Below are 26,900 nucleotides of genomic sequence, written 5' to 3' on the forward strand. Positions count from 1 at the left end.
CTCCCGGCGTGCTCCGCTGCTGGGAGTGGAGTTCGCCTATGACCGAAAGAGAAGTAAAAAAAACGCAGGAAAGCTTGCAGGATCGCCTGGCTCAGGTTGTCGATCTGCTGCAGCGCCAGCGTATTGTTGAAGACCTGACCCACCGTCAGGAAGGTCAGCATCAGGACCGTGTAGAAAACCTGGTTCACCGGCAGAACCTCGTCGAGTTGCAACGCAAGCTCGAAGACCTTCACTCTGCCGACGTCGCCTATATCCTTGAAGCCTTGCCCCTGGAAGACCGCCTGACCGTCTGGCAGCTGGTCAAGGCCGAGCGCGACGGCGACATTCTTCTTGAAGTATCCGATTCCGTTCGTGAAACCCTGATCGCCGACATGGACGATCATGAGTTGCTCGCGGCGGCACGGGACATGGACGCCGACGAACTGGCCGACCTTGCTCCCGAGTTGCCCCGCGACGTCGTTCACGAGCTCATGGAAACACTGGATTCACAGCAGCGTGAGCGCGTGCGGTCGGCCTTGTCCTATGACGAGGATCAGGTCGGTGCGCTGATGGACTTCGAGATGGTGACGATCCGTGAGGATGTCAGCCTTGAAGTCGTGCTGCGCTACCTGCGCAGGCTCAAAGAGCTGCCTGGTCACACCGACAAACTGTTCGTAGTCGATTCCGAGGGTGTGCTCAAGGGCGTGCTGCCGATCAAGCGTCTGCTGGTCAATGATCCGGAGAAGCAGGTTGGCGAAGTCATGGCCAACGATCCGGTCAGCTTTCACCCTGAAGACGATGCCTACGATGCGGCACAGGCGTTTGAGCGTTATGACCTTATCTCCACGCCGGTCGTGGACAAGAACGGCAAGCTGATCGGCCGTCTGACCATCGATGAAATGGTCGACCTGATCCGTGAGGAAAGCGAGAGCGAAGTCCTCAACATGGCGGGTCTGCGTGAAGAAGAAGACATCTTCGCGTCGGTATGGCGTTCGCTGCGCAACCGCTGGTCCTGGCTGGCAGTCAACCTGGTAACCGCGTTTCTGGCCTCGCGTGTGATCGGCCTGTTCGAAGGCTCCATCGAGAAGTTGGTGGCGCTCGCTGCACTGATGCCTATCGTGGCCGGGATTGGCGGCAACTCCGGTAACCAGACCATCACCATGATCGTCCGCGCGATGGCGCTGGATCAGGTCAATACCGGTAATACGGCGCGATTGCTGCGCAAGGAGCTGGCTGTCGGCTTGATCAATGGTCTGATCTGGGGGGGGGTGATCGGCGTGGTCGCCTACTTCCTGTATGACAGCTGGTCGCTGGGTGTGGTCATGACCGCAGCCATGACGCTCAACCTGTTACTGGCAGCGCTGATGGGTGTTTCCATTCCTATGGCGCTTGCACGTTTGGGGCGAGATCCCGCGATGGGGGCGAGCGTCATGATTACGGCGATGACCGACAGCGGCGGCTTCTTCATCTTTCTCGGGCTGGCGACGATCTTTCTGCTCTAAGGCTCGCGACGGCTAGAGTCTATTGAAATAAAAAAACCGCCATGATCAGGCGGTTTTTTTATGGTTCCGCCAAGTCTTCAGGTCGCTGTGTAACGCAATAAGCCGACGACTAATAAAGAAAAAGGCTACAACGAAAAAGGCCAGCTTTCGCTGGCCTTTGTCTGTTACGTCAAATCTCAGGACTCTTCGGAAGCGAGTTCCGTGTCATGAGCAATCAGCGAAACAAGAGCGTTCTGTTGACGATGTGAAAGCTGACGAAAGCGCTGCAGCAGCTCGCGTTCGTGCAAGGACAGCTCAGGACTATCGAGGCGCAGGCTTGGTTCATCACCAAGAGCACCTTCCTGAATCAGGCTTTGTTCGAGACGAGCGATGATTTCCGAGTTCATGCTGCGGTGATGATTCTTGGCTACCTCTTGCACGCGATTACGCATGCCGTCTGGTAGGCGAACGACGAACTTGTCAGCCGTGCGGCTGGAATAAGTAGCCTGTTTCATAGGGCTCATATATTTAACCGGTTAGTTCAGGGGAAGCGGTTCTAGCAAGTGGCCGCAAGATTGTCACAGTCAGACAATCATTTTGGCCAAATGTTCAACCGGGGTTCCAAGGGGCCGACATCATGCCGTATTACGTCGAATCCTTGGCGTCAATTCTGTGACAAATATTGACTCAGGTAGCGGCGTATTGCCAGCACCAATTATCAGAAATGCGAGCGAATTTGCAAACTCATCACATTTGTCCCCGGATAAAAGGGCACGCCATTGAGCTTTTTTGCTGTCATTGCCATTTGACTCTGAGTATGCGTCTAAATTCAGCGTGACCGAGGTTAGCCGACAAAGGGTTGGCTGCGGTGCAGGAAGGTTCTTTCGGAGGAGGGGAGATTCTGGATGCGAACGGTCAGACGACCGGGCAGATTACCGCAGGTAGCTTCGCTTTCAGCGAAGCACCGGGTCGAATTTGAAGCGGCGACCGACGAACAACGCAACCACAAAGAGACTGGCGAACACGCCTGCGGCGATGTTTGCAGCGATACTCATAGCCTGTGCATTAACAGGAAGCAAAAGGTCGGCGACGACAGCCATGATCGCCAGGACCAGAAATGACAACGCGGATTTTGACATGGCTACTCTCTCTTGGAAGGGTCGTTGCGGGCGTTATCAGAAAACCCAGCGCTGTTCAGCGCGTGGAAACTGAAGTGACTCATCATCGTCATTGGCCAGCACCGCTGCGCTCGCAACGCGTTCAGTCATGATTGCCAGCTTTGGCGCCTGACTGATCTGGTGGTGGACAGGAGCAGGCGTGATGGCCTGAGCATCCTTGATACCAGAATCCTGGAAATGAAATGCTACCAGAGCCACCAGAGCTGCCGCATTCAACACTGAGAGAGTCTTGTTCATTTTCCAGTACCTGTGCCCGACCGTTTGGGATGAGATGTGTTCCACAGATATCAATAATGCAGTCTGCATGCCAATCAGAAAATGATAAAAAGTCCTTTAAAATCAATTGCTTATTAAATTAAAAAAAGTGCTCTACAGTGCGTTTTGCAATGATGGCTTTTTGGGGGATTGCAAATTGCATGATCGGTTTATCAGGCCGTGTTTTCAGGCGACATCGGCTACAGGGTCGAAGGACAATGACGACATGACAAAAGCGCCACATGCCGCTAAGATGCACGCCGTCCTCGCTGGCACCGATCGGTGTGTCGGCACGCAGTGTCTCAGTAGCTCAATTGGATAGAGCATCCCCCTCCTAAGGGGAAGGTTGCAGGTTCGAACCCCGCCTGGGACACCATACAAACAAGCATCACTGACTCTCCTCCGCCGCTGCATCCTTCCCAGCCCCCTCATTAATCAACACCATGCTCTGCGGTGCAGACAGCGCTACACCCAATTCCCTCAGACGCCCCAAGACCGTAAATAACAGATCACTCCGTGCGCCCCCCACCGAGCGTGGGCTGTTCACATAGCCGCTGGCGCTGATGATCAAACCGGTATTGGTCAGGTCCTTGAACGTGACTGACGGTGCTGGTGCGTCGAGTATCGCTTCATGCTCGGTGAAGGCCTGCAACAGCAGTTCGCGTATTTGCAGGACGTCTGTTTCCAGGGGCAGGGTAAGGGTGATTCCGACCACGCCCAGCGCATTGCCCATAGTCACGTTGCGGACGTTCTGCGTGATGAACTGCGAGTTCGGCACGATCACTGTTGAGCGGTCGCCCATCTGGATTTCGGTCGCGCGGACGTTGATCCGGCGAATATCGCCTTCGACCCCCGCCAGGCTTACCCAGTCGCCGACTTTGACCGGACGCTCGGTCAGCAGAATCAGGCCGGAGATGAAGTTCTGCACAATGGCTTGCAGGCCGAAACCTATCCCCACCGACAGCGCACTGACCACCCAGGTCAGATTGGTGAGGCTGATATTGAGCGTGGACATCACCACGGCTACCACCAGCACAAAGCCGATGTAACCGATCAGGGTCACCAGCGAGGCCTGCATGCCTGCGTCCATGTTGGTTTCGGGCAGCAGGCGTTCTCCAAACCACTCCTTGAGTACACGCACACTCAGCAGGCCGACGACCAGGCAGACCAATGCCACCAGAATGTCGCTGGGGACAATGTTCAGGTTGCCCATGGATTTGGACGTGACATCCAGCTGAGTAAAGCTGGCGAGCAGGTCGCCCGGGCTCGACCCTGAAGGCATGAACGCCAGCAGTACAGCGGTGAGCAGAAGCAAGGTGCGGCCTATGCCGGCCAGTACGGTACTTGCCTGCGCCTGATGGCGAGTGGACAAGCCCAGCGCTGAGCCCAGCGCCAGGCCGCCAGGTTGTTTGGGTGACAGGAGGGTTTCGCAGATGTCACCGAAGCAGGCGATCAGCAGGTATGCAGTGGACGCCACCACGCTGATCCAGAGCAGTTTCACTGCCAGAAAGTAAGCCAGCGTCAGGTAGCCGCTCAACAACGCCAGCAAACTCAGGCCGACCCACACCGCAACGATAAACGGAATCAGCCCGGCGAAGCCTGCCGGGCGCTCTAGTTCAAAGCGGCGGCGGGTACGGCGGTAGCGCAACAGGGCGTAGAAGAACACCAGCGAAACCGCCAGTGCCGTCAGGCCATTGACCGCAACGGTCAGTGCCAGGCTGCTGGCAATCACACTGTTGATTCGTTCCTGGGTGCCGATGACCATCAGTGCCAGTGCCAGGGCAGGGGGGAAGCGGCCCAGTGCGGTGGCAATCTGGTCAGGAATTTGCGGCAGGCGCCACGAGGCATGTGCCAGCATCAACAGCGCGCGGCCCAGACCGACGATGAAGGCGCAGAAGGTAATCAGCGTCTGCACCTGATCGAGCAGATTGACCACGTCGTTGCTGAGCACCGCGTTGTGGACGATTCCCCAGCGCAGCAAGGAAGTGGCAATGGTGATGGTGAGAATGGTCGACAGCCCGACCGCCAGGGCCAGGGCGCTGCGGCGCAGGCGGCCTTCGGGCAGCCAGCGAATCATCGCCCAGATCAGCAGGCGCTCCAGCAGGCGCCGGACAACCACCCAGATGAACAACGCGCCCAGCACCACGCTGATGAATTGCACACGGTTGTCCGGTGCCATCGCGTTGTTGAGTACTTGGCGCACGTCCACCAGAAGCCTGTTCAGGCGTCCCAGGTCGTCATCGGTCGGGCGAATCAGCGTGGACCAGAATGCCGAACTGAGCGGGCTCGCCGTGCGCGTGCTGATCTGTGAATCGAAAAGGCTGCGGCGCAGGTTGAATATCTGCGTAGCCAGATCCCGGGCTGACTGGCTCAGCTCATTGGTCTGACGTTCATCATTGACCAGCGCGTTTTTCTGCGCGGTCAACGTCTTGCGCTGACTGGTCAGGCTTTGCGCTTCGTCCGGTTGCACCGGCCCGAGAATGTTGAGCTGATCATTCAGGTGTTCGATATCGACAGCCTGCTGAGCAATCAGATTGTCGGTTTGTTTCTGGACCTGCAAAGCCGCCTGGCGCAGGCTTGAAAGCAGGTCGTCGTTGGCGCTGACCGTCACTTTCTGACGGATCTGATCGAGCTGTTGGCTCAGATCATCCAGGCTCGGGGCATCCACGGCAGGGGTCGCGCTGCTGGCGCTATCGGCCTGGGGGGCGGGAGCATTCTGGGCCAGGGCCGGCAAGGTCACGCAGAGCAAAAGCAAGGCGAGCAACCCGGTACGAAAACGGTTCAGCGAAGCGTGCTGCATTCTTTTTCCTTCTTTCTCTGCGCTATGCGGCCAGGCGAGGCCTGTGGTTCGAGCCTGGGTCTTGTACGTTTTTGAGCAGCATTCACTGGCCGCCCGAGATCGGCGCACAGGATATCAAGGCGCTCACGTTTGAGCGCTGTCAATGCGGGCCAACCCATGCCTGAAGGCTGCATTTTCAGCAGAATCTTCTCCGATTGCCAGGCTTGCGGATCAGCCGAGTGGATACTACTGGCCTAACAAGTGTTAGGTAAACGTTGACTCAGAACAAAAGTACCGCTACGGTGTGGATACCTAACGATAGTTAGGTAGGTGTTTTACCCTACCTCACAGGCCTGACCATGACCTCTAAATTGCGACTTTTCACCTCTCCTTCGGCTTTTCCGAATCCTCAACGCCTGCGTTTGTTCATCCACGAAAAAGGCATTGCCGATCAGTTCGAAGAAACCATTTATGACATGACGCCGGGTGGAGAGCAGCGTGGCTGGCGTCATCTGAACATGAACCCGTGGGGTGAAACACCGACCCTGGAACTGGCAGACGGCAGCTTCATATCCGAGACGGCCGCTATCGCTCGCTATCTGGATCAGTCTTATCCGGGCCGCAAGATCATGGGCGAGGGCGCTCTGGAGCAGGGCCTCGATAGCATGTGGGACAACCGCATCTGGGTGCATATCCTCTATCGGATCGTTACGGCCTTTCACGTGCTGCACACCGGACTCGGTTTCAAGCTTGAACTGACCAAGAACGAAGCATGGGGCGAGCACTGCCGCAAAGAAGCGCTGAGCCACGCGGCATTGGTCAATCGTCATTTGTCCGATGGTCGCGAATGGCTGCTGGGCGGCGATGCGCCAACGTTCGCGGACATCACGCTTGCAACTGCTATTGCCTTCTCCAAGTTTCCGGTCAACGCCACGCCATTGGATGAGCGTTTCGAGTTTCTGGACCTGTACTGGCAGCGCTGGCAGAAACGTCCGGCTTTTCAGGCGGCCTATGCTGATCGCAGCAGCGGTATTCCCGAGCTGGACTCGCCGGCCGAGTGATTGAGCTGTTTTTACGCTCACCTTATCGCCGGGAACGTCATGCGGGATGTTCCCGGCGATAGCCGTTTCAGCTTGTGAGAAACCGACGATGGCCGTTCAGCAGCGGATGGCTGCTGCCATGCGTCACACCGTCTTTCTACCTAACAAAAGGCAGGTTTTTGAATTAGCATGTGCCGGTCTCCAGAAACGCGTCCGAAGTACAAGGCACTACGATGACCATCAACGCCCGTGAGGCGATCCTGCTTGCTGCGAGAAACATCGCCCAGTCCCAGGGCTACAACGGCCTGAACTTTCGCGATCTGGCCGCCCAGGTCGGAATCAAGCCGGCCAGTATTTACTACCACTTCCCCAGCAAGGCTGATCTGGGTGTCGCTGTTGCCAGGCGATACTGGCAGGACGGTGCCGCTGCACTTGAGACGATCGCCGAAGAAACCCCCGATCCCAGCGAAGCATTACAGCGCTTTCCGGAGATCTTCCGGCGCTCGCTGGAGGTTGAAAACCGCCTTTGCCTGGGCACTTTCGTCGGCGCTGAAACCGACAACCTGCCGCCGGAGATGACTGAAGAAATGCAGCTATTCGCCCAGGTCAACATTGCCTGGCTGAGCAAGCTTCTGGTGGCAGCGAACATTTGCACGCCTGCGGACAGCGAGGTGCGGGCGCAGGCCATTTTTTCCGCTGTGGCGGGCGCTCAACTGGTCGCCAGAAGCAGGTCGGACATAGCCCTTTTTGACACGTTGATCGACACCTATCGCGCCTGCGGGCCATTGCCGAGCCAAGTCAGTATGGGAAGGCGCTGATACGTCCAGACCATGGCATCTATACCGGCAAGCGAAACTGCTTGCGCAAGCTTTTATCGAACGCTCCGGCAGGCGCGAAGCGCCGTAGCAGGCTGATTTGTCGGGCGGCCTTGCCGGCGGTGTATCGATGCCGTGGGCGAACATCGCTCGCCGCTTTCAGTACCACCGCTGCGACAACCTCGGGCAGGTCGGCTGTCGGCATCACATCGGCGAGCAACGCACGGACACCCGCTCGCGCCTGATCATACTCCGGCAACCGTGAGTCCGGCTCGATGCCGTTTTGATCGAAGACGGTGCGTACGAATGCCGGCTCAATGACCGAAACCCGGACGTCGAAGGCGCGAATTTCGTGATCGAGCGATTCCGAATAGCCTTCCAGAGCATGTTTGACCGCCGAATAATGAGCCGAGTAGGGCGCGGGTATCAGTCCCAGAACCGATCCGATATTGATAATGCGTCCCCGACCTTGTTCGCGCATCGACGGCAGTACTGCGCTGGTCATGCGCATGACGCCAAACAGATTGACGTCGAACAGTGCCTGCACTTGTGGGATCGAGAACTCCTCGGCCCCGCCCAGCATGCCGATGCCGGCATTGTTGACGAGCAGGTCGATACGCCCGGTTTTCGCAAGCACGGTGGCAACGAGCGCGCGGACAGAGTCGTCATTCGTGACATCGCAGGTCAGCATGGAGACCTTTGCATAACTGTCACCAATTTTGCGGCTTGTGCCAAACACGGTATACCCCGCGCGCGCCAGCGCCTCTGCGGTGGCACGACCGATGCCCGATGAGGCACCCGTGACGATGGCGGTTCTTTCGGAAGAGGTGTCCATTTGATACTCCAATGCTCGACAGATGCGGGCCTGAATGGTGGCTGAGTGGACGTTGAATAAACGCTTACTTGATCTTCACGACGACCTTGCCTTTGGCACGGCCCTGGCCCAGGTATTCAAGCCCTTCGCTGGCCTGTTCAAACGCAAAGACCCTGTCAATCACCGGTGTTATGTGACCACTTTCGAGCAACCTGGCGATGTCGCCAAGTTGAGCGCCATCCGCGCGAACAAACAGAAACGAGTACGACACATTCTTCTTCCTCGCCAGGCGCGTGATTCTGCGGCTCATCAACCCGAATACGAAGGTGAAGAAGACATTCATCCGCCGAGCCCTGGCGAATACCTTATCCAGCGGGCCGACCAGGGATACGATCTTGCCGCCGGGCTTGAGGATGCCGACAGCTCTTTCAAGGTCGTCTCCCCGGGTGGTGCCGAGCACCAGGTCAACGTCGTGCAGCACTTGTTCAAATGCCTGCTCTTTGTAATTCACGACTTCATCTGCGCCCAGGCTGCGAACCAGCTCCATATTCCCCGCGCTGGTGGTCGTGGCCACTGTGGCGCCCAGGTGTTTGGCCAGCTGGATGGCGAAGGTACCGATACCTCCAGACCCGGCCGGTATGAACACCTTCTGGCCCGCTTTAAGAGGGGCGCGTTCCTTGAATGCCTGCCACGACGTAAGCCCGACCATCGGGATGGAGGCGGCCTGAACAAAGTCCAGATTGGCGGGTTTCAATGCGGCAGCGTGTTCCGGTACGGCGGCGAACTGGGCGATGGCGCCCCCACGCAGTTCGAACAGGCTCGCGAATACTGCGTCGCCTGCCTTGAAACGAGTGACTGCGCTGCCTACTTGAATGACCATGCCTGCCAGATCGCTGCCCATGGTGGCCGGTAGTTGCAACTTCACTACAGGCTTGAAGACCCCCGTAGTGATGATGTTGTCGATCGGGTTCAACCCGGCCGCGTGAACTTCCACCAACAGTTCGTCAGGTTTGATGGCCGGTATGGGGACGTGGGTAATCGCAATCTCAGGCGACTTGCCGTACTTTTCGAATGTCAGTGCTTTCATGACGCTCTGATTCCAGTGTCGTCGAACAAGGGTGTGGATCTGCCGCGGCTTGACCCGCCTCAGGCTTGCGGGCGATAGCGCTCGGCCGCCTGAGCCTGTCGAATGTCCGACAACAGCCCTTGCCGCGCCTCATCCAGCGAGTCCCAACGACCCGCTACATGCAGCGGCGGAATGGTCACCTGCTCGCGGCGGTCGTAGCCCACCAGTGCCGCATCAACCAGTTCGTCGACGTCCATCACCTCTGCAATCGTGTTCAGATCGATCCCCGCACGCTCCCAGATTTCGGTACGCGTAGCCGCCGGGAGCACCGCCTGGACGTAGACGCCGTTGGGCGCCAATTCCACGTTCATTCCCTGGGAAAGGAACAGCACGTAGGCCTTGGTCGCACCGTAGACCGACATGCCGAACTCTGGCGCAAAGCCCACCACCGAACCGAGGTTAACGATCGAGCCCGAGCCGGACTGCGCGAAACGTGGGGCCACGGCGGCCGCAAGGCGTGTCAGGGCGACGATATTGAGGGCGACAAGCTTGTCGATGGACTCGGCGTTCTGTTGCGCGAACCCTCCGGATTGAGCAATGCCCGCGTTGTTGATCAGCACACCGATGCTGGCGTCCTCACGCAGGCGGGTTTCCAGAGCTGTGAGGTCGGCAGCTTGAGTCAAATCGGCCTGAATGACTTCAACGGCAACGCCGTTTTCTTCACGAAGGCGTGCTGCCAGATCATCAAGACGTGCCTTGTCACGAGCGACCACTACGAGATTGTGACCGCGACGGGCAAATCGTTCGGCATATACCGCGCCGATGCCGCTGGAAGCACCGGTAATGAGAACAGTGGATGGCGTTGTCATGGAGGATGTACTCGTAAACTGCGTGGAGGAGATGGCAGTTATGATTACGATCAAAATCTAAAATGTCAACGTATTGATGTCGATCGACATCAAAAATAGGCCGTGCTGATCCTGCTCGGGTTTCGGAAGGGGACGTGGGGAACATCATGGGAAGACGTGCGGGCAAATTGCATGCACACCGCCGAAACCGCTTCTGCGCAAGCGCAGTCACGACGGCGGTTGTGTATCGATCTGATGGAGGTCTGTGCGTCTGTTTTCAGTCTGACGGCATAAGCACGGCGCATGTCATCAATTGCAGTACCGACTCGGCAGAGGGAATAGGGGGGGTATTCGTCTTTCTGTCGATGGTCAGGGAAGCGTAGCCATGCGCGGTGCTCCAGGCGAGGAAGGTGCGCTGTTCAAGCAGTTCCGGGTCGGGCTCGCTACCGTATTTTGTTATCCAGGCGTTGCGTATCGACTGGCGGAGGACTTGCAGCGCACGTTCACCCGATTCGAGAAGCCTGGGCAACGTGCGGTTTACACCCGCGCCAAACATCAACCGGAAGTGCTCCGGGTAACTTTTGGCGAAACTTACATAACCAATGCCGCAACCCAGGAGGGTGTCGTCAAGTTCCTGTTGCACGGCAACGATGACGTCGGCCATGCGCTCATACCCATCGGCCACCACCTCCGCCAGCAGATTTTCCAGAGAGCCGAAATGGTGGGCGGGGGCGGCATGAGAGACATTCGCCCTTCTGGCGCACTCGCGCAGTGACATGCCGCGGACTCCCGCTTCCCCCACGATATCCCAGGCGGCCTGACGCAGGACGGCGGGCAGATTGCCGTGGTGGTAGGTCCGTGGGGCGTCTGAAGTCGACATGTAAGGCTCCCTATCATGAAACAAAAGTTATATTCCCATCGGTTCAGCCTATCTTGTCAGTGACAAGATAGACTGTTCTAATGGCGCCAGATCATCTGACGGGCGTGGGGAATAGCGATGAGCGACATCATCAACAGGCTTCGACTATTGACGCTGCGCGGCATGTTCACGCTGAGCAGCCGTATTCTACCGGGCATCACTGGAAGATACCTCGCTCAACGTTTTGTGACTCCTCAGGCGTCCGGACGTGCCAAGGCTGCCGAAATCCTGAGTACAGCGACGGATGTGCAAACCGGTAGCCTTGAACTGGACGGCATCAGAATTGCCACCTATGTCTGGGGCGATCCCTCCAGCCAGCCGTATGTGTTGCTGGCCCACGGCTGGTCAAGTTACGCAATGCGTTTTATTGGATGGGTGCCGTTACTGCGCTCGATGGGCTACGCCGTGGTGGGGTTCGATCAGCCCGCCCACGGGTTGAGCGCAGGCAATATCAGCCACATGACCCAGTTCGTGGCTGTGCAGCAGCACGTGGGACGCCATTTCGGAAAACCTGCGGCGGTGATAGCGCATTCATTGGGCGCTTCATCGATTGTTTTCGCTCAGGAACAGTCGTGGTGCCCTGGTCGTTTTATCCTGATTGCGCCGTTCCTGGCACCTACGGACAGCGTACTTCAACTATTCGATTCGGTCGGTGTTGCCCACACAGTATTCAAACCTTTCGAGGGCGTCCTGCACTCGCTGACCGGACGCCGCTTTGCAGACTACGACGCCAGTTCGCGACTGCCGCTGCTTGATCGTCCCGCCCTGATCATTCATGACCGCCGTGACCGTGAAACACCGTGGGAAAAGGGCGCTCGTTTTGCAGAACTATGGCCGGGGGCGCGTCTGTTTACCACTGAAGGGCTTGGTCACAATCGGCTGATTGATCACCCTTCGGTGATTGCGGAAGCGATGAACTTTCTGAAACCGGATCATCTTTGACGGCACCCGCAACGGATGGCCTTTCCAACGGTTCCACTCTGAAGCGTCTATACGCAGCTTCATGAAATCCGTATGTGCCAGCTGGATCTGGCTCGTTTAATTGCAAGATGAATAACGGAAGCCAGATGCGTTTCCGCTCATCACGAGCTGAGCTTCTTTTAAAAGTCCTGACACAGCCGGACAGGCGAGTCAGCGTCTTCAGAAGTGGGAGGCCGCTATGGGTTTTAATAATTTTTCCGATGAATTGGCGGTGCTTGAAATCGTCCGCAGCGCGAACTTCGTCCGCCCTGGAAAGTTGACGTCCGGTCAAATTTATCTCGCGTTGATACGCCTTCAATCAGACGTTCCGGCGGCCGGGGATTTTATGGCAATGATTGATGAGCTGGTCAAAGAGGGGCTGCTGGTTTCAGCCGCTGTGCTGGAGCACGACATCTCGTTTCCCTATGTCCAGCACATTGTTCTTGGTGTTACCGAAACAGGTGCGGCCGTACTGGAAGACCGGAGTTTTCAGGCTGACCTTTTTTACGTGTGATCGACGGTGCCGTTTCTTGCTTTTGGTGTAGGCGAGCTGCCGGATGGGCTGAATGGAACAGTCGAGCAGAGCAGGCCGCTGCCTAACGCTTTCCGGCAGCGGCCTTGCCACGTCAGATTCGGAAACTGCCCACCAACTGCGTCAATCGAGTGGACTGCTGTTCAAGGTCAGTGCACGCACGCAGGGTCGCGTTCAGGTTCTCTACGCCTTGCTGGTTCAGCGTATTGATCTCGGTGATGTCCACGTTGATCGCTTCCACGACGGCGGTCTGCTCTTCGGTGGCAGTCGCCACCGACTGGTTCATGCCGTCGATTTCGCCGATACGCTCGGTGACGTTTTCCAGACTTGTCACGGCCTTGTTGGCAATCTCGACCGTTTCAACGCTCTCGCGCTGGCTGTCGTTCATGATCGCCACGGCTTCACGAGCACCGGATTGCAACTGCTCGATCATCTCCTGCACCTGACTCGCTGATTCCTGGGTTCGGTGCGCCAGGCTGCGGACTTCATCGGCAACCACGGCAAAACCTCTGCCGGCCTCACCCGCACGCGCGGCCTCGATGGCCGCATTGAGGGCCAGTAGATTGGTCTGTTGGGAGATGCCGGTAATCACGTCGAGGATCTGGCCGATGTTGGCTGTTTTGGTATTCAGCGTCTCGATCTGCTCGCTTGCGCTGCTGATGCGTTTGGAGAGACGGCTCATGGCCGAGATGTTCTGCCCGACTACGTCCTGCCCGTTAGATGCCAACGTCCGTGCATCGCTGGAGTGCCCCGATGCACGCGCGGCGTTCTGGGCGATCTCCTGTGTTGCGGCGCCCAGCTCATTGATGGCTGCGGCGACACTGTTGGTGCGGTGGGACTGCTGATCGGAATTGAGCATTGACGAGTTGGATGCGTTCAATACCCGCTGGGCAACTTCGTTGAGCTGTACGGTGGAGGAGGCGACTTCACGCATCGAGTCATGGATTCGCTCTACAAAGAGGTTGAAGCCGTTGCCCAGATAGCCGAACTCGTCTTGGCTCTCGATAATCAGGCGCTTAGTCAGGTCACCTTCGCCGGCAGCGATATCGTGCATGGCGCGGCCCATCAGGTTCAGTGGCCGCAGCAGGACGCTCAGGAGCATGCCCAGCAGCAGGATGATCAGCACCACAGCAATCACAGTGGCCACGATGGCCGAGTTTCTGAACTCGCCCAGCGCCGCATAGGCGATGTCTTTATCCATCGCCACGCCGACGTACCAGTTGACCGATGGCAGACCGTCCACGTGAGCGAAGGTAAGGATCTGTGTCTTGCCGGCATATTCGCTTTCACTGAGGTCTTGCGACAGCTTCGGTGTGTTCGTCGGGTAGACTTCGGCCAGCGTCTTCATCACCAGCGAGGTGTCCGGATGAACCAGAATGCGGCCATTCGCATCGACCAGGAACGCGTATCCGTCGCCGTGCAGTCGCAGTGAACTGATCATCTTCACCAGGATTTCCAGGCTCAGGTCACCGCCAATCACGCCGGCCACGCCAGACTCACCCTTGATCGGTGTGGCAAGGGTCACGATCAGGCCCTTGGTCACCGCGTCCAGATACGGCTCGGTGAGGATGGTTTTGCCGGCGCGAACGGCATCGACATACCACGGCCGCGTTCGCGGGTCGTAATCGGCCGGCATGTCATCAGGCGGCTGGGTGACGAAGGAGCCATCACTTTTGCCCTGGTAAATGCTCATGAAGGTGGCGATCAGCGTGGGTTGGCCGAGCACCCGATTCTGCTCTTGCGCGGACTGAGGCGAAGAGGCGTTTTCCGCCAGGTTCTCTACCAGAAGAATTCGCCCTGAAAGCCAGTTACGGATATTGCCAGCGGTGCTTTCGCCCGTCTGGTTAAGGTTCTCCTTGAGCTGCACGCGCAACGCATTGCGCTGCAGATAATCGTTGTAGAAGGTGAACAGTGTGAAGGCGGCGATCACCACAAGGGACGCTGCCAAGAGGATTTTATGACTGAATTTTAACGATGTTCTCATGCCGGTATGAGCCTTTAGAGGGGTATTACGCAAGGAGTCATAGGTAGTGGGTAAAGCTGGGGTGGTTATCGGCGGGAATCGATGTTTATGAATGTCATATGTCATATAAATGACAAAACACCTGAAGGTTTCATCCTTCAGTTCAGAATGACGCTGTCAGTTCAGTAGGCAGGGTGATTCAAATCGAGATACCACTGTGCATAAGGCGTGTTTTTCACCTTGCGCCGATTGAAGTCCTCGGCGCCATCGGTCCACCAGACCTCACCGCGCTCGCCAAGCGCAACCTTGGCCTTGTCCACACTGGTCCGAGCCGTCTTCAAGGCTTCGGGGTCTTCGGACGCCTTGGCGGCCTTGACTGCACGACGTGCAGCCATCAGCTCATCCACCAGATGCTGGCGGACGTCGTCGCTCAAAGAGGGATTGGAGCACCGCCAGAGTTGGTCACTGACCACAAAATACCGACCGTCAGGCGTGGTCGGATTCACCCTACGAAAACCCGCGGGCGACCGCGTCAGCGCCGATCAGGCCTGTCACTCGCCCGGCCAGCGCATCCAGCCCGAACGGCTTGGTGAGCACTTGCGTGCAAGGCCGCAGGTGGCAATCGTCCAGCACGGATGTTTTGGCATAACCGGTGATGAACAGGGTCGGCAGGCCCGGTCGACAGTCGCCTGCCGCATCGGCCATTTCCCGGCCATTCATGCCGCCCGGCAAGCCTATGTCACTGATCAGCAGGTCGATGCGTGTGTCCGACTGCAGGATCTGCAAACCTGACTGTGCGTCTGCCGCTTCCAGGCAGTTGTAGCCCAGACCGCTGATGACTTCGGCGACGAGCATCCTCACCGAGGGTTCGTCGTCCACGATCAGGACGGTTTCGCCGGTGTGATGCGGCGGTTCTTCAATGACTTCCGGCTCGAAGGGGCGGGGAGCATTTTCAGCAGTGTGGCGTGGCAGGTGCATGACTACGCTGGTGCCCTGGCCTTCGACCGATTCGACGCGAATCTGCCCGCCGGACTGGCGCACAAAACCATACACCATCGACAGCCCGAGACCGGTGCCGGCACCTATGGGCTTGGTGGTGAAGAACGGTTCGAAGGCTTTGGCGGCAATGTCCGGACTCATGCCGATGCCCGTGTCGGTGACCCGTATGCTCAGGTGCTCGCCGGCAGGAATGCCATGGTCCGGATCGGTGCACTCTTCAAGAGACGCGTTAGCGGTCTCGATGATAATGCGCCCGCCGTTGGGCATCGCGTCACGGGCGTTCAGGCACAGGTTCAGAAGCGAGCTTTCCAGCTGGGCATGATCGATCAGCGCAGGCCATAGATCATTCTGGGCGACGACCTTTATGTCTATCTCCGGGCCGACGGTACGGGCGATCAACTCTTCCATGTCATGAATCAACCCGTTGACGTCGGTGACTCTCGGCGACAGTGTCTGGCGTCGGGAGAACGCCAGCAGACGGTGAGTCAGCGACGCCGCGCGGCGTACTGCGCCCTGGGCGACCGACACGTAACGGTCAACATCGCCGACGCGCCCCTGAGCCAACCGTTTGGTGATCAGTTCCAGGCTGCCGGAAATACCGGCCAGCAGGTTGTTGAAGTCATGAGCGATGCCTCCGGTCAGTTGCCCGACGGCATCCATCTTCTGCGAGTGGCGCAGGGCGTCTTCGATCTGCTCGCGTTCGAAAACGGCTTGTTCGATGCGCTGTTCGAGTGTCTGATTGAGTTCTCTGACCGCTTCTTCGGCTTTTTTTCTGGCGGTGACATCAACCGACGAGCCGATCAGACCGATCACCTCGCCGTTTTCATCGAGCAGGGGCGCTTTGGTCGAGAGCCACGTCGCTGCAGAGCCGTCAGGCAGGTTGACGTGTTCTTCGATCTGTTCGCTGACATTGTTCTGCATGATCCGGCGGTCGGTTTCCATGAGCACCCGTGCCTGCTGCGGATCATCCAGAAACTCCAGGTCCGTCTTGCCGATGAAAAACGCGGGCGGCTTGCCGATCAGTTCAGCGGTGCCACGATTGGCGACCAGCATGCGACCCTCGAGATCCTTGGCGTAGACGACGCCGGGAACGGCAGCCGTGAATATCCTCAGCAACTCGTTGAGCCGGTCGCGCTCCTCTTCAGCCGTGCGACGGCTGTCTATATCGAGCAATACGCCCGGACTGCGAACAGGTTTGCCGCGACTATCGCGCTCGATTCGTCCGCTGGCTTCGATCCAGCGATAAAGACCGTCTTCATGCAGAACCCGGTATTCGCATCGGTAGGTTTCGCTGCTTTGAAGCGCGTCCTCGATTGACTTGTCGACTCTGGCCGAGTCGTCGGGATGAATGGAGGCAATCACCAGTTCCAGTGGCAAGCCTTTGGCGCACAGCTTCGGGGACAAACCGAAGGTCCGGGCAAAACGCTCATCGCCGGTCAACTGATCGGCAATGATGTCCCACACCCAAGTGCCGACAACTGCCCCTGAATCCAGGGCGAGTTGTAGTAGCTGCTCGGCCGCTTCCTGCTCCGAAGGCGGGGGTGGCTGGGGGGCAAATGGCCTGCCGCCAGAAACATCATTGCTCATCACTATCGACCCACTTGAACGCCTGGTTCACAAAGACTCAGTCATAGGGCAGCGCAGCGGCCTGAAAGTTGTACAAAATTTATTCTATTTTGTGCCTGATGCCTCACAGAGTGATCAGTGACACTCGATCATTCCATGATTCTGGATAGGGTGATATTAAATTAATATCATTTGAGGTGCGCGCTATTTTCAGCGGAGCAGGCAGGGCAGCGCTTTCAGGTCATGCCGGGCTCGGCGAGTCACCTGAAAGCGCTGGTTTCATTCAAGTATTCAGCGTCCTGCGAACGTCTCAATGCTGGCCGACGGGCGCAGGCAGGTTGGCAGCCTGCACCGGCGACCAGCGGGTTAGCGCATAAAACACTGCGCCGCCCAGGATGCAACCGGTAAACCAGGCGAAGTTGGCAATCGGCTTGAACCACTCGACAAAGGTGAAGCACAGACCGACCAGTGCAGTGAGCAGCAGTGCCTTGACCGCGATCCAGTTGACGCCGTTGGTGTACCAGTAACGACCGCTTGGCGTGTCATTGAACAGGGCGTCGACGTCGATCTGCTGTTTCTTGATCAGGTAGTAATCCACCAGCAGGATGCCGAACAGCGGGCCGATACAGGCCGCCAGCACGTCCAGAGTGTAATGGATCACTTCCGGGTTGTTGAACAGGTTCCAGGGGGTGATGAAGATCGACGCTACGGCAGCGATCATGCCGCCTGCGCGCCAGCTGATGCGGCTGGGCGCCACGTTGGCGAAGTCGAAGGCAGGGGAAACGAAGTTGGCGACGATGTTGATACCGACCGTCGCGGTCACGAAAGTAAAGGCGCCGAGCAGCACGGCCGTGGTGTTATCGATGCGCGCGACGGTCGCGATCGGGTCGTGGATCATCTCACCGAAAATCGGCAATGTGCCCGAGACGATCACCACCGTTACCAGTGAAAACGCCAGAAAATTCACCGGCAAACCCCAGAAATTGCCGCGGCGCACGTCGGCCATGCTGCGGCAATAGCGGCTGAAATCACCGAAGTTCAGCGTCGGCCCAGAGAAATACGAGACCACCAGCGCGATGGCCATGACCACTTGCCCGAACGCCGCCCAGCCGGACAACTCTTTTTCAGCCAGGGTGAAACTGATGTTATCCCAGCCGGCGCGCCAGACAATCCAGCCTGCCAGCGCGAACATCACCGCGTAAACGGCAGGACCGGCCCAGTCGATGAAACGTCTGATCGACTCCATGCCGGTCCAGAACACAGCAGCCTGAACCACCCACAACGCCAGAAAGCCGGACCAGCCAAGCCACGACAGCCCGAGAAAGGTCACATTCTGATACGCAGCCAGTTCCGGGAAGAAACGCAGCACCACGATCACCAGCGCGCTGGACGCCAGGTAGGTTTGAATGCCGTACCACGCCACCGCGATCAGCCCGCGAATGATGGCGGGAATGTTGGCACCGAAGACGCCGAAGGCCAGGCGGCAGATGACCGGGTAGGGCACGGCGGCTTGCTGACTGGGTTTGGCGACCAGATTGGCGATCACTTGAATGATGCAGATCCCCACCAGCAGCGCGATCAGCACTTGCCAACTGGCCAGGCCCAGAGCGAACAGACTGGCCGCGAAAACGTAGCCGCCGACGCTGTGCACGTCGCTCATCCAGAACGCCAGGATGTTGTACCAGGTCCACTTCTGCGGCACCGGCCCCAGATCATGGTTGTGCAAGCGCGGGCTGTACCCGGTCGGGCGTTGATCTGTCATTGCGTGACTCCCTCGGTGTGTCGTGACGGGATCGGAGTACGATCGGCGATTTTTTTGTATACGATCGTGTACGCAAAACATGTGCCATACGATTTCTATTCGGCCGGGAATGGCCGCGAGTCTTGTTTCAGGGCGCTTGTATCGAGACGGGTGGGTAAATCAGACAGGTTCGAACCTGCGCCTGAAGTGCACGTAAACAGGGCACTTTTGCTCATTTAAGGTGCGATTCATGCGTTTTCGACTGAGGAGCCATTTGGCGCGCTGCTAAATTGCGCTACTCATCATGTTCCGCATCAGGCACTATTCTTGTATACGATCTGTAATGCCAATGCGATGTGAAGCCATGATCCGATCTGACAGTGCCCCGTTGTTTCTCACGCCTTCTGCCGATGAAAAAGGCCGTGATGAACAGATTTACCAGCATGTACTGGAAGCTATCGTCGAACATCGGCTCGCTCCCGGGACGCGCTTGCCCGAGGACGCTTTGGCCGACGTATTCGAGATCAGCCGTACCGGCATTCGCAAGGTCTTGCAGCGTCTGGCGCTGGAACGACTGGTGACCCTGCGCCCCAAGCGCGGCGCAGAGGTTGCGCAACCGTCGGCTCAGGAGGCACAGGATGTATTGGGTGCCAGGCAACTGATCGAGCCCGCGCTGATGGCCGATATCGCCACGCGAGTCGCCGGTCAGTGCCTGCAAGCCCTGCGCGCGCTCTGCGATCAGGAGCATGAGGCGCAACACGCCGGGCGCCACAGCGAAGCGATTCAATTGTCGGCGCGTTTCCATGTGCAACTGAGCGCGCTGGCGGGTAATCAGGTGTTGACCGAGCAGGTTGCGCAGCTCACCACACGGTCCTCGTTGATTGTGGCGGTGTACGGCTCGCGACGCAGTGTCGGCTGTGATTGTGGCCAGCATGTTGACTTGCTGACCTTGCTTGAAAGCGGGCAGGGCGAACAGGCACGTGAATGGATGGCCGAGCATTTACGGCGCATCCGTGCCAGCCTGAATGTGGATGCGCCGGTCAGCGAGACAGTGGATTTTCATAGCATTTTCAAACGGCGCTGAAGGAGTTCCGGTGCGTATTCAAGTAATCAACCCCAACACCAGCGAAGCCATGACCCATAAGATTGGCCTCGCGGCGCAAGCCATTGCGCGCCCCGGTACGCAGATTCTTGCGTGCAGCCCCGATGATGGCCCGGTGTCTATCGAAGGTCATTTTGACGAAGCGATCGCGACCCTTGGCGTGCTGGAAGAAATACGCAAAGGCCGTGAGCAGCAGGTCGACGCGCACATCATCGCCTGTTTCGGCGACCCCGGCCTGCTGGCGGCACGCGAGTACGCCAGCGCCCCGGTGATCGGTATCGCCGAAGCGGCTTTTCACATGGCCAGCCTGATTTCTACCCGTTTCGCCGTGGTTACCACACTGACCCGCACCCGGATCATCGCCGAACATCTGCTGCAGCGTTATGGCTTCAGTGAATTATGCACATCGGTGCGCTGTATCGATCTGCCGGTGCTGGCGCTGGAGGAAAGCGGGCCGGAGCTCATCGAATGCATGGCCGAACAAGCCCGTCGCGCCCGTGATGACGAAGGGGCGGGAGCCATTGTGCTGGGTTGCGGCGGGATGGCGGATCTGGGCAGGCAGTTGAGCGAAGCGATCGGCCTGCCGGTCATCGACGGCGTGGCTGCGGCGGTGAAGCTGGCCGAATCGCTGGTGGATCTGGGCCTGACCACCAGCAAACACGGCGACCTGGCCGACCCCATCGGCAAACCGTTCAAAGGCCGATTTGCCTACCTGAGCCGTTGATGGCTTCTGCCCGAAGGGCGTAGGAGCGAACGTGTTCGCGAAAGGGGCGGCATGAACGATGAACATTCATCGTCTGAATACCGTTCGCGAACAGGTTTGCTCCTGCGGCCTTAGGCCAGAATCAAAAGCGAACTTGTATCTCACATAGCCGGAACGCCACCCCCGACCAAGGCTTCGGTCGTGTCGTCGGGCACCACAATCGTATTGTTGCCCGGCGTCAGGATGACCTTGCGGCAATCCTCTTCCTTCTTGTCGAACAGCTTGTAGCCCTTCGCCGCATCCTCCAGTGACATCCGGTGCGTGATGATAGCTTCGGGCTCCAGGCGGCCGGCCTCAATGTGTTCCAGCAGTTCAGGCATGAAGCGATGCACGTGGGTCTGGCCCATCTTGAAGGTCAGGCCCTTGTCGAACGCATCGCCGAACATGAAGCCGTGGATGAAACCGGCATATACGCCTGGCACACTGACCACGCCGCCACGTCTTACCGCCGCGATGCACTGACGCAATGCCTTGCCGCTGCTGCCTTCCAGCTTCAGCGTGGCCAGGATGGTTTCAGTGGTGCTGCCCTTGGCCTCGAAACCCACCGCATCCACAACGCCGTCCACGCCACGCATGCCAGCAGTCTGGCGGATGATCGTGTCGGCCGGATCATCATCTTCGTCGAAGTTGATCGGGATCACGCCGTAGGTTTTCTGCGCATAGGCCAGACGGTACGGGTGGTGATCAACCATGAAGATCTTCTCCGCACCGAGCATTTTTGCGCACGCTGCGCTCATCAGGCCGACCGGGCCAGCCCCATAAATGGCAACAGTCGAGCCTTGGCCTATCCCGGCGTTGAGTACAGCCTGCCAAGCGGTGGGGAGAATATCGGAGAGGAACAGAACCTTCTCGTCAGCCAGCGTGCCCGGCACCTTGAACGGACCGACATTGGCCTTGGGCACGCGCACGTATTCGGCCTGGCCGCCCGGGACGCCGCCATACAGATGGCTGAAGCCGAATAGCGCCGCGCCTGGTGGAATCGACTTTTTGTTAAGAATCGCGCCACGTCCGGTGTTGGTGGTTTCGCAGGCCGCGAACAGGTCGATGTTGCAGAAAAAACAGCTGCCGCAGGCGATGACGAACGGGATCACCACGCGATCGCCTTTGGCCACGGCCGTGACGGCCGAGCCGGTTTCTTCCACGACGCCCATGAACTCGTGACCGAAAATGTCGCCATGTTCAACCGTAGGGATTTTGCCGCGATACAAGTGCAGGTCGGAACCGCAGATAGCCGTCGCGGTTACGCGCAGAATGATGTCATCCGCTTGCTCGATCACGGGGTCCGGCACCGTGTCGACCTTCACATTGTTCGCACCGTGGTAAGTCAAGGCTCTCATGGTTAATCCTCAATGGCAGCAGGAATTCCGCTCCGTTAATGAAGATGAACCATGAGATTTTTGTTGGTTCAGCGCGATTGGTCGACGTGGGACTAACGGTAGGTCAGTTGCGGAACGCCGTCATATCCTGCAACAGCATGCCCATCAGGCGGTTGGCGCCGACACTCAGTTGACGGCCCAGGCGGCTGATCAGGTGGGTCTGCGGGGTGCTGAACACCTCATGCTGCAAGGGCAGGGCCCGCAATGTTCCGGCCTTTATTTCTTCCTCCACGACAAAGGTCGGCAGCAGCGTGACGCCACCCTGCATGGCGAAGTGCTTGAGCATGGCGAAAGTGCTGCAGGTCAGCGTCGGCTGCACAGTGATGCCCAACTGGTGCTCGGCTTGCAGCAGAATCTGGCGGATACCGTAAGACACTGCGGGCAGGGCGACACGGTAGTCTTCAAGTGCCTGCAGCTTTATCGGGCCTGGTTCTTCCGCCAGCGGATGATTCGGCGCGGTGATCACACAGACCGGTTGACGCTGATGCGCATGCGAGCGGATTTTCGGGTCGGCAGCCGGGTTGAAGACCAGGCCGATGTGCGCTTCATCCTCGACCACCTGGCGAATCACTTCGTTGCTGCCACACACGTTCACGATCAGTTCGATCCTGGGGTACAGCTCGGAAAACCGGGCCAGCGGCTGCGCGAGACTCTCCAGAAACCCCTCTCCGGAGACCAGCGTCACCGAGCCGCTGTGCAAGCCTTTCAGAGCCTGAATCGAATCCAGCAGGACCTCCTGCTGCGTCAGTCGCTGGCGGTAGTAGGCCAACACCTTTTCGCCCGCCTCGGTCGGTTTGACGCCGCGTCGATGACGCTCCAGCAGTGGAGAGCCCAGCTCCTGTTCCAGTTGCGCGATCTGACGGCTGACCGCCGAAGGCGCAACGTTGAGGAAGTCGGCAGCAGCCCGGACGCTGCCCAATCGTACGGCTTCGAAAAAATACAGGATGCGTCGATCTTGAACGAGGCTCATGGGCTTCCAGTGTTGCGCTAAAGGCAACATAAATTCGATTTTTGGATTATTGCTGAGAGGGGAGAGCGCTGTCCATACTCGAATCATCAGCACATTGCAGGCCGAAAGGGCCCGCAGCGTCATCCTCTAATTCGTACAAAATCTTTGATCGGGATGCAGACATGACTTTGAAAGCAGGTGTGATCGGATTGGGCAACATGGGCGGCGGCATGGCTGCGACGCTGGCGGGCAAGGGCTTTGATGTCAGCGGCTTCGACCTGTCGCAGGCCGCGCTGGCCCAGGCCGAAAGCAAGGGCGTCAAGCCGGTTGCCGATCGCACGCAACTGATTCAAGGCGTGGACATTCTGATCCTCTCGCTGCCCAAGGCCGAGCATGTGGAATCGGTGTGCCTCGGCGCGGGTGGCATCAACGAGGTGGGTCGCAAGGGCCTTATCGTCGTCGATACCACGACGTCAACGCCGGAAATGAGCCGCAAGGTCGCCACCGAACTGGCGAAGAACGGCATCGCGTTCATCGACGCGCCGGTGTCTGGCGGCCCGAAAGGCGCAGCCACCGGCACCATGTCGATGGTCATCGGTGCCGAGGACGCCGACCTGGCGCGCGCCATGCCAATCCTGGAAGGCATGAGCGGGACACGCGTGCACGTCGGGCAATGTGGCGCAGGCAATGTCGCCAAGATCGCCAACAACATGCTCGCCGCCTGTCACCTGATCAGCACTGCCGAAGCCGTGGCGATGGCCGCGCGTGCAGGGGTCGATCCGGAAAAACTTCTGCAGGGCCTGAATGCCGGTTCCGGACGCAGCGGTGCCACGCAAGTGATGTTCCCGACCTGGGTACTCAACAAGGCCTATGACTCGGGTTTCACCATGGGCCTGATGCGCAAGGACGTTGGCCTGGCCAGCGATCTGGCGGACAGCCTGGACATGGACCTGCCGCTGTCGCGCGTCGTCGCACAATTGTGGCAGGCCAGCAGTGAAACCCTGGCGGACAATGAAGACTTCTGCGCCATCGTGCAACGCACCGATGGCAAACTTTACGGTCATGGAGAATAAGCGATGAGCACTGCAAAAATCCTCGAACTGATGCGTCCTTACTGGGGCGATCGCAGTGTCATCGCCAGCTACGTAGGTGGCCAGTTCATCGAAGGTCACGGCGCGCCCGTCGAAGTGCGCAATGCCCATGACGACAGCCTGTTGCTGAGTTTTCCGGATGCCGACGAGTCGTTGGTCGAAGTGGCCGACAAGGCCGCCAGGGCTGCACAACAACAATGGTGGGCACTGACCGCTCAGGCGCGTGGCCGCGCCATGTATCAGGTGGGCAATCTGATTCGTGACGAGCTGGAAAACCTCGCTCAGATTGAATCCCTGACCGCCAACAAGCCGATCCGCGATGCGCGTGTCGAAGTGCTCAAAGTGGCCGAGATGTTCGAGTATTACGCCGGTTGGGCGGACAAGCTGCACGGCGAAATCATCCCGGTGCCGACCACGCACCTGAACTATGTGACCTACGAACCACTGGGCACGGTGTTGCAGATTACGCCCTGGAATGCGCCGATCTTCACCTGCGGCTGGCAGATCGCCCCGGCGATTGCAGCGGGCAACGCGGTCATTCTCAAACCGTCGGAACTGACCCCGCTCAGCTCGCTGATGGTCGGCGTGCTGATCGAGCGTGCCGGCGTGCCGAAAGGGCTGGTCAACGTGATTGCCGGTTTCGGTCATTCCATCGGCCAGGCGTTTATTGCCAAGGCTGACATTCGCAAGGTGGTGTTCGTCGGCTCACCCGCCACTGGCCGGCATATCGCTGTGGCAGCGGCGCAGCGTTGCATTCCTGCGGTGCTGGAACTGGGCGGTAAGTCGGCCAATATCGTGTTCGACGATGCCGACCTGGAAGTCGCCTTGCGCGGTGCCCAGGCTGCGATCTTCTCCGGTGCCGGGCAGAGCTGTGTTTCAGGTTCGCGCCTGTTGGTGCAGGAGTCGATCTTCGAGAAGTTCACCAATGCCCTGGCGGTGGCTGCGACGCAGTTCAAGGTCGGTGACCCGAGCGATCCGGAAACCCAGATCGGCCCGATCAACAACGCCAAGCAATACAGTCATGTGAAAAACATGGTCGAGCAGGCGCTCAAGGACGGCGCAAAACTGGTGGGCGAGCACGCTGATCCGATCCCGGAAAAGCCCGGTTACTACATCAACCCGACCGTTCTGGCGGGCACCAACGCGCTGTATTGCGCGCAGGAAGAAATCTTCGGCCCGGTGGTAGTGGCGATTCCATTCAAGGACGAAGAGGACGCGATCCGCATCGCCAACGACAGTCGTTTCGGTCTGGCCGGTGGTGTCTGGACCCGTGATGTCGGCCGCGCTCACCGCGTTGCAAAGCAAGTGCGAGCGGGGACCTTCTGGGTCAACGGTTACAAGACGATTCACGTCAGTTCGCCGTTCGGCGGCTATGGTGAGAGTGGTTATGGCCGGTCTTCCGGTCTGGATGCCCTGCGCGAGTACAGTGAAGTGAAAAGCGTCTGGGTCGAAACCGCCGCCAAGCCAGCCGCCAGCTTTGGCTATGGCGCGAGTCTGGAGTAAGCACATGTCCATTTCAAAGACGTTGATTGACGAAGCCACCGTGTGGCGCCGCACCCTCCACGCCGCGCCGGAACTGGGGTTCCAGGAGCTGAAAACCTCTGACAAGGTGGCTGAGTTGCTGAGCGGTTTCGGCATCGAGATCCACCGAGGTCTGGGCGGCACTGGCGTGGTTGGCACCCTGCGTAATGGTGACGGGCCGACCATCGGCCTGCGTGCCGACATGGATGCCTTGCCGATTCAGGAGCTGGGCGACAGCGTTCACAAGTCGACCCACAAGGGCTGCATGCACGCCTGCGGTCACGATGGCCACACCGCGATCCTGCTGGCCACCGCCAGGCATCTGGCCGAGACTCGCCGCTTTCGCGGCACGGTGCATTTCGTCTTCCAGCCTGCCGAAGAGAACCTCGGCGGCGCACAGCGAATGATCGAAGACAGGCTGTTCGAGCGCTTTCCGATGGAAGCCATCTACGGCCTGCACAACTGGCCGGGTGTGCCTGCGGGCAAGGTTGTGATCAATCCGGGTCCGATGATGGCCTCGCTCGACACCTTTGAAATCACCCTGACCGGCAAGGGCAGCCACGCGGCCATGCCGGACAAGGGCAATGATCCGATCGTGGCCGCAGCCGAGCTGGTGCTGGGGCTGCAAACCATTGTCTCCCGGCGCCTGTCACCGCTCGACTCGGCGGTGGTCAGCATCACTCAGTTCAATGCCGGTGAGGCGATCAACGTGATCCCGGAAACCGCCACGCTGCGTGGCACCGTGCGTTGCCTGCAAACCCCTGTGCGGGAAAAGGTCCAGCGACTGATCGGCGAGTTCGTCGAGCGTTTGCCGACGGCCTTCGGCGTGCGCGGCGAACTGGTTTACAACGTCGGCTACCCGGTGACCGAAAACCACGTCGAAGCAGCAGCCACGATCCGTCGTGCAGCGGTCGCTGCAGTGGGCGAGGCCAACGTGCAGTGGGGCTGCAACCCGTCGATGGCCTCCGAAGACTTCGCCTTCATGCTGCATGCCTGTCCGGGTGCCTACATCTGGATGGGCGTCGACGGCGAGAAGCCGTCGGCGGCGTTGCACAATCCGTACTACGACTTCAACGACCAGGTCATCGAACCCGGCGTTGCGGTCTGGACCTCGCTGGTGGAGCAGTGTTTGCCGCTGAGTTGAATGGCTCGCATACATATGT

At 58.7% G+C, this 26,900-nt stretch carries 24 protein-coding genes and 1 tRNA gene; 11 read left to right on the plus strand and 14 right to left on the minus strand.

Annotated elements, in window-relative coordinates; all coding sequences use genetic code 11:
- Positions 1-38: 38 nt before the first annotated feature.
- Positions 39-1,481: a magnesium transporter gene (gene mgtE, locus LCH65_RS05255; protein WP_003434593.1), complete on the plus strand. Its 1,443-nt coding sequence runs from the start codon at positions 39-41 to the stop codon at positions 1,479-1,481.
- 176 nt (positions 1,482-1,657) lie between these two features.
- On the opposite strand, the gene LCH65_RS05260 is transcribed toward mgtE, so the two are convergent.
- The 3 genes from LCH65_RS05260 to LCH65_RS05270 all read right to left on the minus strand — a co-directional run bounded on the left by LCH65_RS05260 (position 1,658) and on the right by LCH65_RS05270 (position 2,875).
- Positions 1,658-1,984, minus strand: a complete 327-nt coding sequence (locus LCH65_RS05260; RefSeq protein ID WP_002554423.1) for an Arc family DNA-binding protein — start codon at positions 1,982-1,984, stop codon at positions 1,658-1,660.
- Between the two features lie 429 nt (positions 1,985-2,413).
- Positions 2,414-2,599 carry a PA3371 family protein gene (locus LCH65_RS05265; protein ID WP_003369912.1) on the minus strand — a complete coding sequence of 62 codons (186 nt, stop codon included), beginning with the start codon at positions 2,597-2,599 and terminating at the stop codon, positions 2,414-2,416.
- 36 nt (positions 2,600-2,635) lie between these two features.
- Positions 2,636-2,875, minus strand: a complete 240-nt coding sequence (locus LCH65_RS05270; RefSeq protein ID WP_003369913.1) for a hypothetical protein — start codon at positions 2,873-2,875, stop codon at positions 2,636-2,638.
- Between the two features lie 317 nt (positions 2,876-3,192).
- Between LCH65_RS05270 and LCH65_RS05275 the strand changes: the two genes are divergently transcribed.
- Positions 3,193-3,269, plus strand: a tRNA-Arg gene (locus tag LCH65_RS05275).
- 12 nt (positions 3,270-3,281) lie between these two features.
- On the opposite strand, the gene LCH65_RS05280 is transcribed toward LCH65_RS05275, so the two are convergent.
- Entirely contained in the window at positions 3,282-5,693 is a 2,412-nt protein-coding gene (locus LCH65_RS05280) for a DUF3772 domain-containing protein (RefSeq protein WP_226439210.1), read from the minus strand.
- A gap of 338 nt (positions 5,694-6,031) precedes the next feature.
- Here LCH65_RS05280 and LCH65_RS05285 point away from each other — a divergent pair, with 338 nt between their 5' ends.
- On the plus strand, positions 6,032-6,733 hold the full coding sequence (locus LCH65_RS05285) for a glutathione S-transferase C-terminal domain-containing protein (RefSeq protein WP_054080885.1): 702 nt from the start codon (positions 6,032-6,034) through the stop codon (positions 6,731-6,733).
- Positions 6,734-6,945: 212 nt separating this feature from the next.
- Entirely contained in the window at positions 6,946-7,530 is a 585-nt protein-coding gene (locus tag LCH65_RS05290) for a TetR/AcrR family transcriptional regulator (RefSeq protein WP_072364881.1), read from the plus strand.
- Positions 7,531-7,549: 19 nt separating this feature from the next.
- On the opposite strand, the gene LCH65_RS05295 is transcribed toward LCH65_RS05290, so the two are convergent.
- The 4 genes from LCH65_RS05295 to LCH65_RS05310 form a co-directional block, all read right to left on the minus strand.
- Positions 7,550-8,362 carry an oxidoreductase gene (locus LCH65_RS05295; RefSeq protein ID WP_226439211.1) on the minus strand — a complete coding sequence of 271 codons (813 nt, stop codon included), beginning with the start codon at positions 8,360-8,362 and terminating at the stop codon, positions 7,550-7,552.
- 64 nt (positions 8,363-8,426) lie between these two features.
- Entirely contained in the window at positions 8,427-9,428 is a 1,002-nt protein-coding gene (locus tag LCH65_RS05300; RefSeq protein WP_096121417.1) for an NADP-dependent oxidoreductase, read from the minus strand.
- 59 nt (positions 9,429-9,487) lie between these two features.
- Complete coding sequence (locus tag LCH65_RS05305) at positions 9,488-10,276, minus strand: SDR family oxidoreductase (RefSeq protein WP_003369923.1); 789 nt, start codon at positions 10,274-10,276, stop codon at positions 9,488-9,490.
- Positions 10,277-10,532: 256 nt separating this feature from the next.
- Positions 10,533-11,135: a WHG domain-containing protein gene (locus LCH65_RS05310; RefSeq protein WP_003434607.1), complete on the minus strand. Its 603-nt coding sequence runs from the start codon at positions 11,133-11,135 to the stop codon at positions 10,533-10,535.
- Positions 11,136-11,252: 117 nt separating this feature from the next.
- Here LCH65_RS05310 and LCH65_RS05315 point away from each other — a divergent pair, with 117 nt between their 5' ends.
- A complete protein-coding gene (locus LCH65_RS05315; RefSeq protein WP_128774988.1) occupies positions 11,253-12,116 on the plus strand; it encodes an alpha/beta hydrolase in 864 nt (287 codons plus the stop codon).
- Between the two features lie 217 nt (positions 12,117-12,333).
- Complete coding sequence (locus LCH65_RS05320; protein WP_003434609.1) at positions 12,334-12,648, plus strand: hypothetical protein; 315 nt, start codon at positions 12,334-12,336, stop codon at positions 12,646-12,648.
- A 112-nt stretch (positions 12,649-12,760) separates the two neighbouring features.
- On the opposite strand, the gene LCH65_RS05325 is transcribed toward LCH65_RS05320, so the two are convergent.
- The 4 genes from LCH65_RS05325 to LCH65_RS05340 form a co-directional block, all read right to left on the minus strand.
- A complete protein-coding gene (locus LCH65_RS05325) occupies positions 12,761-14,650 on the minus strand; it encodes a methyl-accepting chemotaxis protein (protein ID WP_226439212.1) in 1,890 nt (629 codons plus the stop codon).
- Between the two features lie 161 nt (positions 14,651-14,811).
- Positions 14,812-15,135: a hypothetical protein gene (locus LCH65_RS05330; RefSeq protein ID WP_226439213.1), complete on the minus strand. Its 324-nt coding sequence runs from the start codon at positions 15,133-15,135 to the stop codon at positions 14,812-14,814.
- Between the two features lies 1 nt (position 15,136).
- Positions 15,137-17,215 (minus strand): PAS domain-containing sensor histidine kinase, encoded by a 2,079-nt coding sequence (locus LCH65_RS05335; RefSeq protein WP_226439214.1) that lies wholly within the window; start codon positions 17,213-17,215, stop codon positions 15,137-15,139.
- 289 nt (positions 17,216-17,504) lie between these two features.
- Positions 17,505-18,956: an NCS1 family nucleobase:cation symporter-1 gene (locus LCH65_RS05340; RefSeq protein WP_003369940.1), complete on the minus strand. Its 1,452-nt coding sequence runs from the start codon at positions 18,954-18,956 to the stop codon at positions 17,505-17,507.
- A gap of 343 nt (positions 18,957-19,299) precedes the next feature.
- Between LCH65_RS05340 and LCH65_RS05345 the strand changes: the two genes are divergently transcribed.
- Both LCH65_RS05345 and LCH65_RS05350 read left to right on the plus strand, forming a co-directional pair.
- Positions 19,300-20,019: a GntR family transcriptional regulator gene (locus tag LCH65_RS05345; RefSeq protein ID WP_058397083.1), complete on the plus strand. Its 720-nt coding sequence runs from the start codon at positions 19,300-19,302 to the stop codon at positions 20,017-20,019.
- A 10-nt stretch (positions 20,020-20,029) separates the two neighbouring features.
- Positions 20,030-20,761, plus strand: coding sequence for an aspartate/glutamate racemase family protein (locus tag LCH65_RS05350; RefSeq protein ID WP_003369945.1), 732 nt, complete (start codon positions 20,030-20,032; stop codon positions 20,759-20,761).
- Between the two features lie 140 nt (positions 20,762-20,901).
- On the opposite strand, the gene LCH65_RS05355 is transcribed toward LCH65_RS05350, so the two are convergent.
- Together LCH65_RS05355 and LCH65_RS05360 are read right to left on the minus strand one after the other, a co-directional pair.
- The gene (locus LCH65_RS05355; protein WP_058397082.1) at positions 20,902-22,137 is read right to left on the minus strand and encodes a zinc-dependent alcohol dehydrogenase; all 1,236 of its coding nucleotides are present in this window, start codon (positions 22,135-22,137) and stop codon (positions 20,902-20,904) included.
- Between the two features lie 103 nt (positions 22,138-22,240).
- On the minus strand, positions 22,241-23,146 hold the full coding sequence (locus LCH65_RS05360; protein WP_058417452.1) for a LysR family transcriptional regulator: 906 nt from the start codon (positions 23,144-23,146) through the stop codon (positions 22,241-22,243).
- A gap of 161 nt (positions 23,147-23,307) precedes the next feature.
- Here LCH65_RS05360 and LCH65_RS05365 point away from each other — a divergent pair, with 161 nt between their 5' ends.
- Genes LCH65_RS05365 through LCH65_RS05375 form a run of 3 tightly spaced genes read left to right on the plus strand, consistent with a single transcriptional unit; the run spans position 23,308 to position 26,881 of the window.
- A complete protein-coding gene (locus tag LCH65_RS05365; RefSeq protein ID WP_058417453.1) occupies positions 23,308-24,198 on the plus strand; it encodes an NAD(P)-dependent oxidoreductase in 891 nt (296 codons plus the stop codon).
- 3 nt (positions 24,199-24,201) lie between these two features.
- Positions 24,202-25,719: an aldehyde dehydrogenase family protein gene (locus tag LCH65_RS05370; RefSeq protein WP_003434615.1), complete on the plus strand. Its 1,518-nt coding sequence runs from the start codon at positions 24,202-24,204 to the stop codon at positions 25,717-25,719.
- A 4-nt stretch (positions 25,720-25,723) separates the two neighbouring features.
- Positions 25,724-26,881, plus strand: a complete 1,158-nt coding sequence (locus LCH65_RS05375; protein ID WP_054080897.1) for a M20 aminoacylase family protein — start codon at positions 25,724-25,726, stop codon at positions 26,879-26,881.
- Positions 26,882-26,900 lie beyond the last annotated feature (19 nt).

The sequence above is a fragment of the Pseudomonas sp. MWU16-30316 genome (assembly GCF_020515645.1).
Taxonomy (GTDB): domain Bacteria; phylum Pseudomonadota; class Gammaproteobacteria; order Pseudomonadales; family Pseudomonadaceae; genus Aquipseudomonas; species Aquipseudomonas cerasi.